The 15,218-nt window shown below is 49.4% G+C and carries 11 protein-coding genes; 6 read left to right on the plus strand and 5 right to left on the minus strand.

Going from position 1 to position 15,218, the window contains the following annotated elements; translation table 11 throughout:
- Entirely contained in the window at window positions 1-1,968 is a 1,968-nt protein-coding gene (locus KIU71_RS08120) for a hypothetical protein (RefSeq protein ID WP_214130723.1), read from the plus strand.
- An 8-nt stretch (window positions 1,969-1,976) separates the two neighbouring features.
- Here KIU71_RS08120 and KIU71_RS08125 read toward each other — a convergent pair whose 3' ends face one another.
- Together KIU71_RS08125 and KIU71_RS08130 are read right to left on the minus strand one after the other, a co-directional pair.
- The gene (locus tag KIU71_RS08125; protein WP_214130724.1) at window positions 1,977-2,720 is read right to left on the minus strand and encodes an HdaA/DnaA family protein; all 744 of its coding nucleotides are present in this window, start codon (window positions 2,718-2,720) and stop codon (window positions 1,977-1,979) included.
- Window positions 2,708-3,985 (minus strand): DUF2066 domain-containing protein, encoded by a 1,278-nt coding sequence (locus KIU71_RS08130; RefSeq protein ID WP_214130725.1) that lies wholly within the window; start codon window positions 3,983-3,985, stop codon window positions 2,708-2,710. Before KIU71_RS08130 ends, KIU71_RS08125 begins: the two co-directional genes overlap by 13 nt.
- 154 nt (window positions 3,986-4,139) lie before the next feature.
- On the opposite strand from KIU71_RS08130, the gene purM reads away from it, so the two are divergent.
- The 4 genes from purM (at window position 4,140) to fadE (ending at window position 9,179) form a co-directional block, all read left to right on the plus strand.
- Entirely contained in the window at window positions 4,140-5,183 is a 1,044-nt protein-coding gene (purM, locus tag KIU71_RS08135) for a phosphoribosylformylglycinamidine cyclo-ligase (protein ID WP_214130726.1), read from the plus strand.
- Window positions 5,180-5,812: a phosphoribosylglycinamide formyltransferase gene (gene purN / locus KIU71_RS08140; protein WP_250207383.1), complete on the plus strand. Its 633-nt coding sequence runs from the start codon at window positions 5,180-5,182 to the stop codon at window positions 5,810-5,812. Before purM ends, purN begins: the two co-directional genes overlap by 4 nt.
- A complete protein-coding gene (locus KIU71_RS08145; RefSeq protein ID WP_250207384.1) occupies window positions 5,775-6,536 on the plus strand; it encodes a DUF3108 domain-containing protein in 762 nt (253 codons plus the stop codon). The genes purN and KIU71_RS08145 overlap by 38 nt, the downstream gene beginning before the upstream one ends.
- A 183-nt stretch (window positions 6,537-6,719) precedes the next feature.
- The gene (gene fadE / locus KIU71_RS08150; RefSeq protein WP_214130728.1) at window positions 6,720-9,179 is read left to right on the plus strand and encodes an acyl-CoA dehydrogenase FadE; all 2,460 of its coding nucleotides are present in this window, start codon (window positions 6,720-6,722) and stop codon (window positions 9,177-9,179) included.
- Between the two features lie 60 nt (window positions 9,180-9,239).
- Here the strand turns inward: fadE and ggt are convergent, their stop codons facing one another.
- Window positions 9,240-10,958, minus strand: a complete 1,719-nt coding sequence (ggt, locus tag KIU71_RS08155; RefSeq protein ID WP_214131023.1) for a gamma-glutamyltransferase — start codon at window positions 10,956-10,958, stop codon at window positions 9,240-9,242.
- A 68-nt stretch (window positions 10,959-11,026) separates the two neighbouring features.
- Window positions 11,027-11,788, minus strand: coding sequence for an enoyl-CoA hydratase (locus tag KIU71_RS08160; RefSeq protein WP_214130729.1), 762 nt, complete (start codon window positions 11,786-11,788; stop codon window positions 11,027-11,029).
- Window positions 11,789-11,884: 96 nt separating this feature from the next.
- Here KIU71_RS08160 and rrtA point away from each other — a divergent pair, with 96 nt between their 5' ends.
- Window positions 11,885-12,499 (plus strand): rhombosortase, encoded by a 615-nt coding sequence (gene rrtA / locus KIU71_RS08165; RefSeq protein ID WP_214130731.1) that lies wholly within the window; start codon window positions 11,885-11,887, stop codon window positions 12,497-12,499.
- Here rrtA and KIU71_RS08170 read toward each other — a convergent pair.
- On the minus strand, window positions 12,496-14,991 hold the full coding sequence (locus tag KIU71_RS08170) for a S9 family peptidase (RefSeq protein WP_214130732.1): 2,496 nt from the start codon (window positions 14,989-14,991) through the stop codon (window positions 12,496-12,498). The two genes, rrtA and KIU71_RS08170, sit on opposite strands and share 4 nt — an antisense overlap.
- Window positions 14,992-15,218: the final 227 nt, after the last annotated feature.

The raw sequence follows: 15,218 nt of genomic DNA on the forward strand, positions 1-15,218 counted from the left end.
ATGATGATGTCGTCACGATGGATGTTTGTACTGAGTGTTGTCGCGATGTTGAGTGTCGCAAGCTGTGGAGGAGGGTCGGATAGTGGAACAGGCCCTGCGCCTAACCCTCCTGCCCCCCCTTCACCCTCACCCGAACCTGACAACCAACCGGTAGAACCGATTGCCACTGCCGGAGGATTATCCTTTTTCGGTGATAGTAACGCAGTGGTTGGCGAATCGGTTGGGTTAGGTGTTCGCGCCTCGGACAGCACTGACCTTGAGGAAGTCGAATGGCAACAAATGAGCGGACCTGCCAATGTCAATTTGCTCGCCGCTCATACGTTAGCGGTTGGGTTCGACGTACCTTTGGCGGGTGACTATGAGTTTAGCGTTAATGCACTCACTGCATCAGGCCAGACACTGAGTGCGTCAGTGATACTCACCGTGACAAGTGACCCAACGCCGAATGTCAACGTTCGCCTTGATCATGCGGCCACCGAACGCGGTCGTGTGTCATTCAGAGTCGATGCTGCCAATAGCAAAACAATCGATGCGGTCACATGGACGCAAACTGGCGGTCCTGAAGCGCAGAATGTTCAGCTTGATGCAGACCGACCTGAGTACATTTATTTTGATGCGCCGTCGGTGACTGCTGACACAGCTATCACGTTTGAAGCAGAGGTCGCGTTCACGGACCAAACTGTGGCAGCTGATGATGTCTTGCTCATGGTTCAGAACGACACTATTGTCGCTGATGCTTACTTCCCGGGTAATAATCAGATTGTCAGTGCTGACATGTTTGCTTTCAATTCCAACAGCCCCTACGCAGACGAGATTGAGCGCTGTGTTTACACCAATGCGCTCCGCTCCACCTGTCGATTTGGTGAATTGCCACTGTTAGGACAAACCGCGACCGAACCCACGGTAGAAGACGTACTGGATAGAACCTTGGTCTCTCACGCCTGGATGGGCGAACGATTCAGACAGTACCTGACCAACAGCGACGCAGGGCAAGATATGCTGAAGCTGTTACGTGCGACCACTGCCGTTGTGATTTCGTATGAGGTACGACCCTCTTTTTACTGGACAGCGACGGGGGCTATCTATCTGGATGCCAATAACTTTTGGCAAACCCCACAAGAGCGCGACACGCTGAATGACCGCCCTGACTTTCGTAGTGACTTTGGTAACGATCTTAATTTCGTTATTCCGTGGCGCTATGTGAAAAACAATGACTATTATCCCGCTGGCCGCTACCCAGCCGACGCTCGTTTGACGCGCAGTTTTGTTGACTTGGAAGCCTCAATTTCATGGTTAATGTACCATGAGTTAGGCCACGCCAATGATTTCTTCCCGCCCACCAGTTGGGCTGGATTGCGCAGTAGCGATGATCCGCTGTCGTATTTTCGCAATAATGGTGCTTCATCTGATCAAATCCCTGTTTCCTATCCGCTGTTGCCGAATGAAATGAAGGCGTTAGCGCAGGTAAGTTTTGCCGGTGAAACCGCCACTAGTACTCAACGAAGCTATCGCGGCGATGATATTGAACTGTTTTTCACCCCTGATGTTGCGCCTGCGTATTATGCGTATTTGAATGAACGCGAAGACTTTGCCACGCTGTTTGAACGATTTATGATGGCCTATCGATTAGGCGCCAGCAGCGATATTGGAATCATTGATACTGTGAATAATCCCGACGTCATCATTACGTGGGGGCAACGCGATCGCATTAGTGCAAGTGACTTACAGACGCGCGTTCGCTTCGCCGTTGAAAATGTTCTGCCAGAATTGAATGTTCGGGCGATTCAACAACAACTTCCAGCACCGCGATTGCTCGATCCGACACGAAGCTGGTTCGATAATGTGAACCCAAACGGCGCTACTCCCGCACCTGAGCATCATCACGAGCTTTTGCGCTTACCCGCGCGTCGTCTTTCTGATGAATTTATCCATGGGCCCGATGTACCTGTGTCGTTACCTGAGCAGTAGTGAATGGACTAAATACCCAACTCGCGTTTGATGAGATTGATTGAGAGCGGCTTTTGTTCTTGCAACGAGCGCTTATCTAAGCGCTCAATAAGTTTAACTAGCGCTTTATTACTGCGCTCACAATGGTGGATGATATACAGCGACGCCTGATGAGTGAGGCGCAAGCCTCTCAATCTGGCTAGCTGTTCCAATAATCGAATTTGCGCAGATTCATTCAACGGGTTGAGCACATAAGTTTCTCCCCAAGAAAGGCGAGATTGTAGGTCCGGTAACGTTCCATTGCCGCCTTTGTGTGTGGGTGGGAACCTTGATGCAAAGACGGTCAATCCTGCCCGCTGCTCTGCCCGCTGATTGATCAGATCAAACAACGCTATCTGCCAACCTTTGTCATGACTGATCCCGTGCACATCGTCAACACATAAAAGCGGTGTGTATGCCAACCCTTCGAGCACGTGCGTCGATAGGGTTACCACGTCTTTCATGTTCAGATAAAAACTCGGCAAGGACTCTGCGTTGGCTAAATGACACAGAGAAAACAGCAAATGGCTTTTCCCGGTACCCTCGCCACCATGGATAAAGAGCTGATTTACATCTGGGCCATCTGAGCAATCAGAACGCGCAATACATTGGCGCAATAGCATCTTGGCTCGCGTTACAAGTTGTGAGTTTTCACCTTCAACAAAGCTTTCAAACTGTTGGCTTACTGGCACGCTGATAGGCAGCGTGAGTTGTTCAATGCCTACGGTCGCCATACGAACTCGGCATCGTCAATCACATTACCGAAAGCATCGAGTTTAGGGAGTAATCTTCCATCCAACAGAAGCGCTTCGATCAATCTGGAACGATCCGCAAACAAACGAATTTCAAATGAGCCTTGCTGACCCTGAATTGAATGCAGGGTTGCAGACTCGACCAATGACAACGTGTTTAAAAACTGACTGACTTCGGTGAACGAACGCATGCTGGTCAAATTGGATACCACCAAGGTTGTTGGTTCAATTGCGGCTTGTGAGCGATCATGATGGATGGCGTACTTGCGGCTTAGGGAGTCGGCATACCGATGTACCAGTTCTGCAACGACCTGCTCCAGCGTTTCCCCTCCCAGGGCACCAGAAAGACGTTGACCATCGATGACGAAGGTGTAGTCGAGCTGAAACGGCTGCAAGCGCGCTAACATGTTCGAAAACTCGTCAAACGAAAACAACGGCGATGCGGCATCAGCGACCATCGTTTCGTTCGGTTTAATCAAGTCATCGGCTATCTCTGACGAGGTTATCGTGTCTGCCCCATCGAGTTCACCTTGGGCATCTGCCTGCTTAAGCGACTCAAGACGCGCTTGCAATTCTTCAACATCATAATCCTTACTGCGCTTAACCCGTGCAGCAATAATATGCGTGAGATTGTATCGTGTAGAGGCTTGCACAATCGGCCCCATAAACCGGCCTGCGATATCGTATGGCGACACAGTCAATGAATCTTCAATGTCCATCAGTGGCAGTGCCAGCGCAATACCACGTTGTTCAGCAACAGTATCAATCGTCTCAGTCAGTGAGGGCTTGAGCCCTTCAGACAATACAAAACTTTCAGGATCATTAGGCGCGTAAACCGAAAGCCATAAAATAGAATCAGGCCGCCGCGCATCCCAGACAGCAACGCCCTCTCGTCGCAGAAGTTCTTGCACTTTCACAATGTCAAAGGTAGCAACGTAGTACAGTTGCCCCTGCTCCGCATCGAACTGATAGGCCGTTAAATAGTCATCACCAGAGCGAAAAATGCGGCGCCACTCACTGCCTTCAAAAGCGTCGGTTTGCCCAGCCATTTTAATCAGTACCTGCTCAAAGGCTGCGCGCAGGGCGATGGCGCGCTGACGTTCAGTTTGATCGGGCACAGCAACACGCACGATATGTGTTTGATGTAATCGCGAGTCGTTAGCGTAGCTCGAAAAAGCCGAGAGTAACGCTACCCACATCAATATGAGCGACGCTACGCGACGAGAGGGGGGAGCATAATTAGACATCGACAACCCAATACCGTGTTGAACCAAAGAACCTACTCGCTATTGTCGATGATTTTGATTTTGATTTCATCCGTTAATATTTTATTTGTCGCGTTGGTAATCAAAGGCGATACTGGTAGAATTTGCCACGATTTCAATCTATAGCCATGAAGGTATGCCAGTGAATAGCCCTAAAAGTTCCCTTAGTTACAAAGACGCCGGTGTCGATATTGATGCAGGGAATCGTTTAGTTGAACGGATCAAGTCAGTAACCAAGCGCACGGCTCGCCCTGAAGTAAAAGGCGGCTTGGGTGGTTTCGGCGCGTTGTGTTCTTTACCCACAAAATATAAAAACCCACTGCTAGTATCCGGCACCGACGGAGTGGGTACAAAGCTAAGACTTGCTATGGACTTAAAGCAACACGATACCATTGGAATTGATCTCGTTGCGATGTGTGTTAACGATTTAATTGTACAGGGCGCGGAGCCGTTGTTTTTTCTGGACTACTACGCGACTGGAAAACTCAATGTAGACACTGCCGCAGCCGTCGTTACAGGTATTGGCGCTGGCTGTGATTTATCTGGATGTGCGCTCATCGGCGGTGAAACCGCCGAGATGCCAGGCATGTATCATGGCGATGATTACGACGTTGCCGGTTTTTGTGTTGGCGTTGTTGAGGCGGACGATGTCATTGACGGCAGTCATGTCAGACCGGGCGACGCTTTAATTGCGCTGGGTTCCTCTGGGCCTCATTCAAACGGCTACTCGCTGATACGTAAAATTATTGAAGTCAGCAACGCCGACTTGCAACAAGACTTGGACGGCAAAGCACTGTCCGAACATTTACTCGCTCCCACGAAGATTTATGTGAAGTCAGTTTTGGCACTACTGGAAAAGCACAGGGTCCATGCTATTTCGCACATTACCGGCGGTGGTTTTTGGGAGAACATTCCGCGTGTCTTGCCGTCCGATTGTATGGCTGTCATTGATGCTGGAAGCTGGCAATGGCCTGCCATCTTTAACTGGCTTCAGGATGCTGGCAACGTGACACAACATGAAATGTATCGCACGTTTAATTGTGGTGTGGGCTTAGTAATCGCGTTGCCTGAGTCGGACGTGGATGCGGCGATTGAATTACTTCAATCCCATGGTGAAACCGCATGGCGTATTGGCGCTGTCGCTCACAAAGACGCCGAACAGAGTGTTGTCATTCGATGAGGATTGCTGTTCTCATCTCCGGCAATGGCAGTAACTTACAAGCCATTATCGATGCGTGTGCCGCAGGTCATATCAATGGCAAGATTGTTGCTGTCATTTCGAATAAGCCTGATGCGTACGGATTGCAACGCGCCCAGTTGGCCGGCATTGACACAGCAGTGATCAGCGCTTCGGCAGGCGAGGTTCGCGAGCGCTATGATGAGCGCTTGATGGACTGTCTTGACGCGTTTCAGCCTGATTGTATTGTGCTGGCAGGGTTCATGCGCATTCTCAGTGAACCTTTTATTCATCGTTTTGGGCATAAAATGTTGAACGTTCATCCTTCGTTACTGCCCAAGTATCGGGGGTTGCACACTCACCGTCGGGCTTTGGAAGCGAAAGATGAGGAACATGGCTGCAGTATTCACTTTGTCACGGCTGAGCTTGATGGGGGTCCTGTTGTGCTGCAAGCGAAAGTGCCTGTATTTGATGACGATACGCAAGAGTCACTGGCGGAACGTGTACAAACTCAGGAGCGACAGATCTTTCCGCTTGTGGTTAAATGGTTTTGCGACGGTCGATTAACGGTCATGAACAATAAGGCTGTGTTAGATGAGAAAGAATTGCCAGAAGATGGATACGCTGCGTAGCTTAGTGATCAGTGCTGCGTTTCTGATCGTGGGTCATGCCAGCATTGGCGCATCCAACGCGATAGCAGAAGTCGGCGATTCCCCAGCCACGGAGCCGTTAACCCCCTTTGTTGCGGAGTATTCAGCCTACCGCTTCGGTGGCGAGGTTGGCCAAGCTAGTTTAACGCTAGAGCCGTTAACTACTAAGCAATATTCGCTGACGTACAGTTCAAAAGTCTCGAAGTTTTTCTTATCGGATAAACGCTTTGAGCATTCCATTTTTCTGCTCGAAGACGGTCAGCTTGTTCCCTCTCAATATTATTATAAGCGCAGCGGTACCGGTCCTGACAAAGCACTGGAGGTGAATTTTGACCACGACAAGCAACAGATCAAAATTGACGATCAACCTCCTCTCCCCTGGAATGGTCAATTTGATAATCAATTGTTTCGCATTGATGTACCGCGTCAACTGGCTCGTGGTAAAACAGAAATGACCTACGACTTTGTTAATTATCGCGGTGAAATGCGTGAATACAACATCCAGGTGGTGGGTACGGAACAATTGGAGTTACCTTACGGAATGCTCGATAGCATTAAAATAAAGATCAATCGTGGTTCAAGTTCGCGCGAAACCTTCGCATGGTTTTCGCCTTCCCTCGATTACGTCTTGGTGCGCTTGCAGCAATTTAAAGATGGTGACGAACAAGGCGATATTAAACTTTCCGCTTATCGCACCACAGACTGACCAGCCTCTTCACAACTGAGCTATACTTAGGGCATGCCCTATTAGACCGTTTAAAATCCGTAAATTGTTTTGAGCCGTATGCTTAGCATTGCTTGATCTTTGCGTATAGAACTATTAGTTTTGCAATGTCTGGTCTGACCATAGACCACTATCGAGAATTAGCTCGAGTTATCAGGAGGCTTCATGTCTGACTTAATTTGGTTTTTACTGAGTATCTTAGTGATCGCCATTGCTGCTTATAAGCAAACATCTTTGCTAAACACCGTCATTGGTGTTGGGGTTGTGATGGTTGTTGGAACATTAACCGGCGACATTGGCTGGTTTGGATGGTTGGTTTTTCTTGCGTTGTCGGTGCCGCTGGTCAACCGAGGTATACGCCAGCAGTACCTCAGCAAGCGCTTGCTGAAGTTCTATAAAAAAGTCATGCCTGAAATGTCTGACACCGAACAAGAGGCCATTGATGCCGGTAGCGTCTGGTGGGATGGAGACATTTTTACAGGAAAGCCTAATTGGAACAAATTACATTCCTTTGCGCAGCCTCGCCTTACCGCGGAAGAACAAGCTTTTCTGGAAGGCCCGTGTAACACAGTCTGTAACATGGTGGATGAGTGGCAAATAAACCACAAAGACGCCGACCTGTCTGCAGAGATTTGGCAATATCTTAAGGACAATAAGTTCTTCGCCATGATCATTAAAAAGCAGTATGGCGGGCTGGAGTTTTCAGCCTATGCACAGTCTCGAGTATTACAGAAGCTGGCTGGCGTCAGCGCAGTATTGTCCAGCACCGTTGGTGTGCCCAATTCGTTAGGCCCCGGAGAGCTGTTGCAGCATTACGGCACGAAGGAACAGCAAGACCATTACCTACCCCGTTTAGCCGTGGGAGATGAAATTCCGTGTTTTGCTTTGACCAGCCCGGAAGCGGGGTCAGACGCCGGAGCAATACCTGATGTCGGCATCGTCTGTAAAGGCGAGTGGGAAGGTGAAGAAATCCTCGGTATGCGTCTAACCTTTAATAAGCGCTATATTACACTAGCCCCAGTTGCGACAGTGATTGGTTTAGCGTTTAAAATGCGTGACCCAGATGGATTACTGGGAGACCAAAAAGAACTCGGTATTACCTGCGCACTGATTCCACGTGATACGCAAGGTTTAGACATTGGAAACCGTCACTTCCCGCTGAACGTGCCATTTCAGAATGGTCCGGTGCGCGGTGAAGACATTTTCGTACCGCTGGATTATATTATCGGTGGCAAAGCCATGGCGGGCAAAGGCTGGCGCATGTTAATGGAATGCTTGTCAGTTGGACGCTGTATTACCCTGCCCTCATCAGCCGCTGGCGGGGCCAAATCCATGGCTATTGCGACAGGTGCCTATGCGCGTATTCGTCGTCAGTTCAGGCTGCCTATTGGCCACATGGAAGGCGTCGAAGAAATGTTAGGGCGTATTGGTGGCAACGCTTACCTGATGGATGCGGTGACCAGCATGACAACCGCCGCTTTAGATGTAGGGCAAAAGCCCTCCGTGATCTCCGCAATTTGTAAATATCACCTGACCGAGCGTATGCGCACGGTGGTAAACGATGCCATGGATGTACATGCTGGCAAGGGAATTTGTTTAGGTCCGAATAACTATATTGGTCGTGGCTATCAGGGCGCGCCAATTTCAATCACCGTGGAAGGGGCTAATATCCTCACGCGTAATATGATGATCTTCGGTCAGGGTGCAATGCGCTGTCACCCTTACGTTTTGGATGAGATAAAAGCATCTCAATTGCAAGATCGGAAAGAAAGTTTACAGCGCTTTGACAAAGCGGTATTCGGACACATTGGCTTTGCTATCGGTAACACGGTACGCAGCGTGTGGTTCTCGTTGACTGGCGGTCGTTTAAGCCGCACGCCCTTTAAGGATGACACGTCACGGTATTACCAACTTATGCAGGGGTATTCGGCTAACTTAGCGTTGCTAACCGATGTTTCAATGGGCTTGCTTGGCGGCGAACTTAAGCGCCGTGAACGTTTGTCCGCGCGGTTGGGTGATATTTTAAGTCAGGTTTATCTTGCCAGTGCCGCATTGAAACGATTCGATGAACAAGGCCGCAATCAGGAAGATTTACCCTTGTTACATTGGGCTTTACAAGACTGCTTGTACCAAACGGAGACAGCAATCGATGAGTTCTTACGTAACTTCCCTTCGCCAGTGTTGGCTGGATTACTGCGAGCTATCGTCCTACCCTTCGGCCGTCGTATCGACCGCCCTAGTGACGTCACAGAGCATAAAATTGCGCACATCTTGCAAACACCATGTGCGGCACGTGATCGTATTGGCTATGGCCAGTATTTGACGCGTGAAGAGGGCAACCTGATTGGTGATCTTGAGCAAACACTCGACGATGTTCTAGCAGTTGAGCCTGTGTTTGAGCGCATTTGCCAAGCGCGTAAACAAAAGCTACCTTTCACTCAGCTAGCCGATTTAGCAGATAGTGCGCTGAAAGACGGCATTATCGACGAGCAAGAGGCCGCGTTAATGAAGCGTACTGAAGCAGGTCGACTGCGCGCCATCAGCGTGGATGACTTTGAACCCGCTGAGCTAGTGGCAGCGTCCACGACGAAGAAACGCAGTTCTCGCTCAAAAAAAGCAGCTTAGCTTAAACAAGCAATAATGAACAAAAGCCAGCGAAGTGCTTCACTCGCTGGCTTTTTTTTGCTATTGCCCTACCGCCACGCCCTCTCTTCTGGGGTCGGCTCCGCCAACCAATTGGTTGTTAAGGATCTGAATGCCATGCAATCCACTATTTAGGTCAATCACACGCACCGTGTGGCCTTTCTCAATTAGGGCTTTTTCTAGCTCAACAATGGGTGTCCCTTTTTCAAGCGCCGTATAGTCATTTCGATTGGTGATTTTTGGTAAGTTGATCGCTTGTTGGATATCTAATTGCCAGTCCAGAACGCCCACCAGTGTCTGAGCAACATAGCTGATAATACGACTCCCACCCGGTGAGCCCACCACTAGGGTCAATTGGTCATTTCGGTCAAATACCATGGTTGGACTCATTGCACTGCGCGGACGCTTGCCCGGTTCAAGACGATTCAGGGTCGGAAAGCCGTTGCGGGTTGGCGCAAGTGAAAAGTCGGTCAGCTGATTGTTTAGTAAAAAGCCGCCAACCATCAACCCTGAGCCAAACATAAATTCAATGCTTGATGTCATGGATATCGCATTACCCTTTTTGTCGACAATGGCAATATGGCTGGTATTCGGCAGCTCTAATGAGTAATCAGGGTTTAATTGCATGTGGGTGTAGGGTTTACCCGCTCTGAAGCGCCGCATTGGCTTATCCAACGCGATTTCCTTTGCGCGGTCAGATAAATAAGCATCGCTGATCAAAGCCGAAAAGGGTAACTGCGTAAAATCGTTGTCAGCGACATACATATTGCGATCAGCATACGCCAACGCTGATGCCTGAGTGTACAGGTGCGCAAACTCTACAGAGTTGTTTGCCATTGTGGCGACATCATAGCCTTCAAGCGCTTTCATGATCTGAAGCACATTGATACCACCTGAACTCGGTGGGGCCATACCGCAAATTTTATGCGTGCGATAATAGCCACACACGGGGGAGCGTTGGATCACGTTATAGTCAGCAAAGTCACTTTCACTGAGTACGCCGGGATTGATCGGACTGTTGGTAACCTTTTTCACGATGGCTTGAGGTAATTCCCCTTCATAAAACGCCTTTGTGCCAGACTCAGCGATAGTGGATAGGGTCTTGGCCAATGCAGGGTTTTTCTTCTTTGAACCGATGGGCAAGGGTTTACCGTTAGGGAAAAAGTAGCTTTTGGTTTCCGGAAACTGCTGCAGTCCAGGATGAACATTCAAGCTCAGCAGTTTATGTAACCGCGGTGATACTTCGAAACCGTGTTGCGCCGTAGTGACGGTATCTACAAACAATGTTTTCCAAGCCAACTCACCAAACATCGAGTGCGCTTTTTCCATGGCAGCTAGCACACCCGGAACACCAACCGATTTGCCACCTACGACGGCATCGCGCCATTTCATGACGTCGCCGTTGTCAGTAAATAATAACGCATCGGCCTTGCTGGGCGCTTTTTCTCTGCCATCAAAGGTGTGCAGCGTTTTTGTCTGATTATCCCAATACAGAATAAACGCGCCACCACCGATCCCTGAAGATTGAGGCTCGACCAGGGTAAGCATGGCCTGAACTGCGACTGCGGCATCAATCGCTGAACCGCCCTGTTCAATGATGTTACGTCCCGCCCAGCTTGCATAGGGATTGGCAGCCACAACCATAAACTGCTCGGCTGTAAAGGCTTGCTTCTCGCTGTACCCAGTCGCGGCTTCCGGTTCGCGGTCTTCTCTGGGGGCAATTTGCGCATCCACGCTGGTGGCCCATAGCGTTATGCACATGGCCGCACAAACACGACGAAAGTGCTGATGAAAGATTCTTATTGACGGCATGTTATCGCTGTTCGGTATCATTTAAACTTCTCTTTATTCACAGGACGTTTTTGTAAAAACGCCGCAAAAGCTTCCTGTGCCGGCTCTGAACGCATAGCGTCAATAAAGAAATCAAGTTCTTCCGCCATATGCTCATCTACGTTATGCACATCTGATTTCATCAGCTTTTTTGTATTTTTTAAGGCAAGAGCAGGTTTGGCGCGCAGTGCGTCGACAATGGTGTCAACCACACTGTCTAGCTCAGCGGCGCTAAACACATCATTCACAATGCCGAAATGCTTTGCTTCATCGGCACCAAATGGCTTGCCCAACATTAACCACTCGCTGGCTTTTCGATGGCCTACTACTCTTGGCAGAATGTAACTTGAGGCATACTCAGGCACTAAACCAAGGTCAATAAACGGCATCACAAATTTGGCTGAATCATCGCAATACACCAAGTCGCAATGTAGTAACAAGGTCGTACCGATGCCAACAGCCAAGCCGCGCACTTTGGCCACCACCGGCAAGTCACAGTGCATTAGAGCATTCATAAAGTGAGCCGTTTCGTTAACGTGCTCTGCCTCATCCACTGATGCAAAATCAGCGATATTGTTACCTGCGGTGAAACAATCGCCCTCGCCTTCAATAACAATGACACGCGCACCATCATCACGCGCCCGTTCAATGGCTTGTGCCATCTGTTCATACATCTCACGCGTTAAAGAATTCTTCTTAGCGGGACGGTTAATGACTACGCGCAATACGTGATCAACCATCTGAGTGTTGATATCAGACATACAGTATTCCTCTTTTCACAATGTTCAGGTACCACGTACCCAGTTTGGGTTATGATAACCGTTGTTGCTCACACAAAACGACTTTAAATCATCAATATGTTGGTATTACCCACTCAAATTCGCTATTGGATTGGCCCTTTGTGCGTTGCCATGATCGCTATCCTCGGCTTCGTTTTCGAACCTTGGTCAAGCCAATGGTTTGCGTTTAATCGTGCAACCGTGAATCAGGGCGAACTTTGGCGCTTACTGAGCGCACATCTGCTGCACACCAATGCGATACACCTTTTGTTAAATATCGCCGGCCTTGCGTTACTGTGGGGTCTACACGGCGAATACTATCGTCCTGCCCGCTTCAGTATTTTTTTCTCACTCTGTGCGGTGCTAACGTCACTTGCCATCTGGTTGTTTTCGCCACAGTTAACTCACTATGTGGGCCTGTCGGGGGTTTTACATGGTTTATTCGTGTGGGGCGCCTGTGGAGATATTCGCCGAGGCGATCACACTGGCTGGCTGCTACTCATTGGTCTGGCAATCAAGATTTGTTATGAACAATTTGGCGGTGACAGCAGCCAAATCGCCGCATTGATCGAGGCATCAGTTGCCGTTGATGCACACCTCTGGGGCGTGTTAAGCGGTTTATTGCTAAGTTTGTTGTGGTCGTTGCTGGGGCTCACCTGGCGTGAGCCCCTTGCAACTTCGAAAATACCCTAAAGGTTTTGCTCGAACAACTTATGAATACGGCGATATTCGTCTAGCCAGGAACTTGGCTGCACGAAACCGTGAGGCTCTACCGGGTAAATGGCGGTCTCGAAATTCTCTTTCTCAAGCTCGATCAGACGCTGAACCAACCTGACAACATCGACAAAAAACACATTATCATCCAGCATTGGTGCGTTGATTAACAAAGGTTTCTGCAAGCCTTCAGCAAAGTATATCGGCGAACTGCGACGGTAGGCAATCGGATCGATATCAGGTGTATTGAGAATATTGGACGTGTACGGGTGATTGTAGTGCGCCCAATCACTCACCGGCCTGAGTGCCGCACCCGCTTGAAAGAGGTCTGGCTCTGTAAACAGTGCCATAAACGTCATAAATCCGCCATAAGAGCCCCCGTAGGTTCCAATCCGCTGACGATCAACGTTGGCGTTTTCAACCATCCACGCGACGCCATCAACAAGGTCCTGCACTTCTGGCGTACCCATTTGACGATAAATAGCGGTACGCCAGTCTCGTCCATAACCTTTGGAAGCACGATAGTCCATATCCATCACAACATAGCCTTGGTGCGCGAGCAAACTATGGAACATAAACTCTCGAAAGTACGCTGACCAACCCATGTGCGAATTCTGCAAATACCCGGCACCGTGGTTGAACACAACAGCGCGCCGTTTCTCTGTGGTTGTGTCTGTGGTTTGTGGCGGCTGGTACACACGTGAAAAAATCGGTGCATCGGTATGTGACGAGGGTACCGGCACAATGCTAGGCGCAACCCAGGGTAACGCAAGAAACGCGTCACTCACGGTGTGCGTTAAGCGCTTTGCACTCATGTTTTCACTGGCTAGTGGCTGAATGTAAAGTTCTGGCGGCATCGTCAATTGACTGTGGGTTAGCAGCAATGCATCTTCAGTTGGGCTCAACACATAGTCAGTCATGCCATTCAGATCAGTCAACGCCTGTTGCTTAGCCGTTAGCACATCAACGCGATAGATTTCGTAAATTCCGGGGTGCTTAACGTTGCCTTTGAAGTAGGCAAATTGGTCGTTGGCACTGAAGGTAACGTCGTCGACGACAAACTGCCCTTTGGTTAACGCGCGCGCTTTGCCATCAAGTGGCTTAACATATAAGTGCGAATACCCTGTTTCTTCAGACAAGTAAAACAGCGTCTCTTCCGTGTTCAACCAGCCAAACTGATTGTACGCGTAATTGATCCAGGCATTGTCTGATAAACGATGCTGTGTCACGAAACGCTTCGCGTCAAAATCGACCGACACAATCCAGCGATCTTTGTTGTCCCACGCTTCCAGTTGTAAGGCGACGTTGTCGCCGGAATGGCTCCACTGTACTCCTGGTTGATTGTACCAACTTGACAACAAACCAATGTCACGCGGAAGGCGGTTAACCTGATAGTCTTCACCGCGCGCTTGCGCATTCTCGCGCTTAACGTCAGCCAACACGTCATCGTTGTAACCGGGAAGATGAGTATAAGCTAACTCACTGACATCACGGGAGGGAATATCAATCAACCAAACAGTATCACTTTCGGGGGTCGCATCGGCAACACGACGGCGTACTTCATCTGCCGCAATGCGACCGTCTTCCTGGATGTAATTGGGCATAATGTCGCTGTCTTGCCGTGTGGCTTTGTCCTCAGCAGTAACCACGATTAACCGGTCCCCTTTGGGAGATAGCGCTGCAAACACGTTTCTCTGGGTTTCAGGCAAATAGAACGGCTGGGGACTGGTAGTGACGTTCGCGTCGCGCATCGCCAACTGATAGTCAAATTGCTCCTGTCGCTGTTGCCGTTTAACCTGCACATACTCAATGAGATCCAACTGTTCGCGCGCAATGAAATCACTCGCGGGTTCGACCGCTTTGGGTTCCTTGGCGAACCGCCAGCTCACCAGTTCAACCTGTCGCCCCGTATCAACGTCCATCGCCATATACTGATTGTTTATGCGAAACGCTAAGCGGCCATCAGTCAAAATCAGCAGGTCATGCGGTTGATGGCTGTCTTGGGTTAACTGACGGACGTCTTGACCCTCTAACGTAGCGACAAATAGATTGCTATCAAACACCCAGGCCTGAAAACCGTGTTGCTCTGAACGCACGCTATGTTGCCTGTGGACCAGATGCATGTCGCTCAACTCAACCTGCTGCCCATTCCCCTGTGTTGTTTGATTTGGATCTCGCAGGAAAACATCTCTAAGCTCACTACCCGCTTGCTTCTGATAATAGATGACATTCTCGCCATCCAGTGACCAACTTGGCCGCTCGGGTGAATTCCCGATCCAGTCAGGATCGCTCATAATCAATTCAAGTGAAATTTCACTGGCGTTAACCAGATTTGCCGGAGACTGGCTTGATAAAGTCTCGAAGGTATTTGATTGAGGGGCAGATGCTGTGCCACTCGATTGGGTAGCCGAACAAGCCGACAAACTGAGAAACACAGCGGCTAGCGCTGAAAGTCGTTGAGTTTTAGTCATAGTCTTTAGTATGTGTTATTTGATCCAGTTCACTATACCACTGCGCCCATAGCTCAGGTCAATCACACTGAACGCGAGATATCGGTGCACTCATCGAAATTCACGTAACGGCAACAGTCGGATTCTTATCCGATGCACGCTGACATTGCCAGCGCCGCAGAATAATCATTGGTGATCTGTTTACAATCAATTAAGCTATTGATAACGGATAACATACAACTCAAGGC

The sequence above is a fragment of the Alteromonas oceanisediminis genome, assembly GCF_018474025.1.
Taxonomy (GTDB): Bacteria; Pseudomonadota; Gammaproteobacteria; order Enterobacterales; family Alteromonadaceae; genus Alteromonas_E; species Alteromonas_E oceanisediminis.

Bases quoted from the DNA above. Each gene is read 5' to 3' on its own strand.
- KIU71_RS08130 (WP_214130725.1), bottom strand. From the start codon at position 3,985: ATGTCTAATTATGCTCCCCCCTCTCGTCGCGTAGCGTCGCTCATATTG.
- purN (WP_250207383.1), top strand. From the start codon at position 5,180: ATGAGGATTGCTGTTCTCATCTCCGGCAATGGCAGTAACTTACAAGCC.
- KIU71_RS08160 (WP_214130729.1), bottom strand. From the start codon at position 11,788: ATGTCTGATATCAACACTCAGATGGTTGATCACGTATTGCGCGTAGTC.
- purM (WP_214130726.1), top strand. From the start codon at position 4,140: ATGCCAGTGAATAGCCCTAAAAGTTCCCTTAGTTACAAAGACGCCGGT.
- KIU71_RS08170 (WP_214130732.1), bottom strand. From the start codon at position 14,991: ATGACTAAAACTCAACGACTTTCAGCGCTAGCCGCTGTGTTTCTCAGT.
- KIU71_RS08125 (WP_214130724.1), bottom strand. From the start codon at position 2,720: ATGGCGACCGTAGGCATTGAACAACTCACGCTGCCTATCAGCGTGCCA.
- fadE (WP_214130728.1), top strand. From the start codon at position 6,720: ATGTCTGACTTAATTTGGTTTTTACTGAGTATCTTAGTGATCGCCATT.
- ggt (WP_214131023.1), bottom strand. From the start codon at position 10,958: ATGTGCATAACGCTATGGGCCACCAGCGTGGATGCGCAAATTGCCCCC.
- KIU71_RS08120 (WP_214130723.1), top strand. From the start codon at position 1: ATGATGATGTCGTCACGATGGATGTTTGTACTGAGTGTTGTCGCGATG.
- KIU71_RS08145 (WP_250207384.1), top strand. From the start codon at position 5,775: ATGAGAAAGAATTGCCAGAAGATGGATACGCTGCGTAGCTTAGTGATC.
- rrtA (WP_214130731.1), top strand. From the start codon at position 11,885: ATGTTGGTATTACCCACTCAAATTCGCTATTGGATTGGCCCTTTGTGC.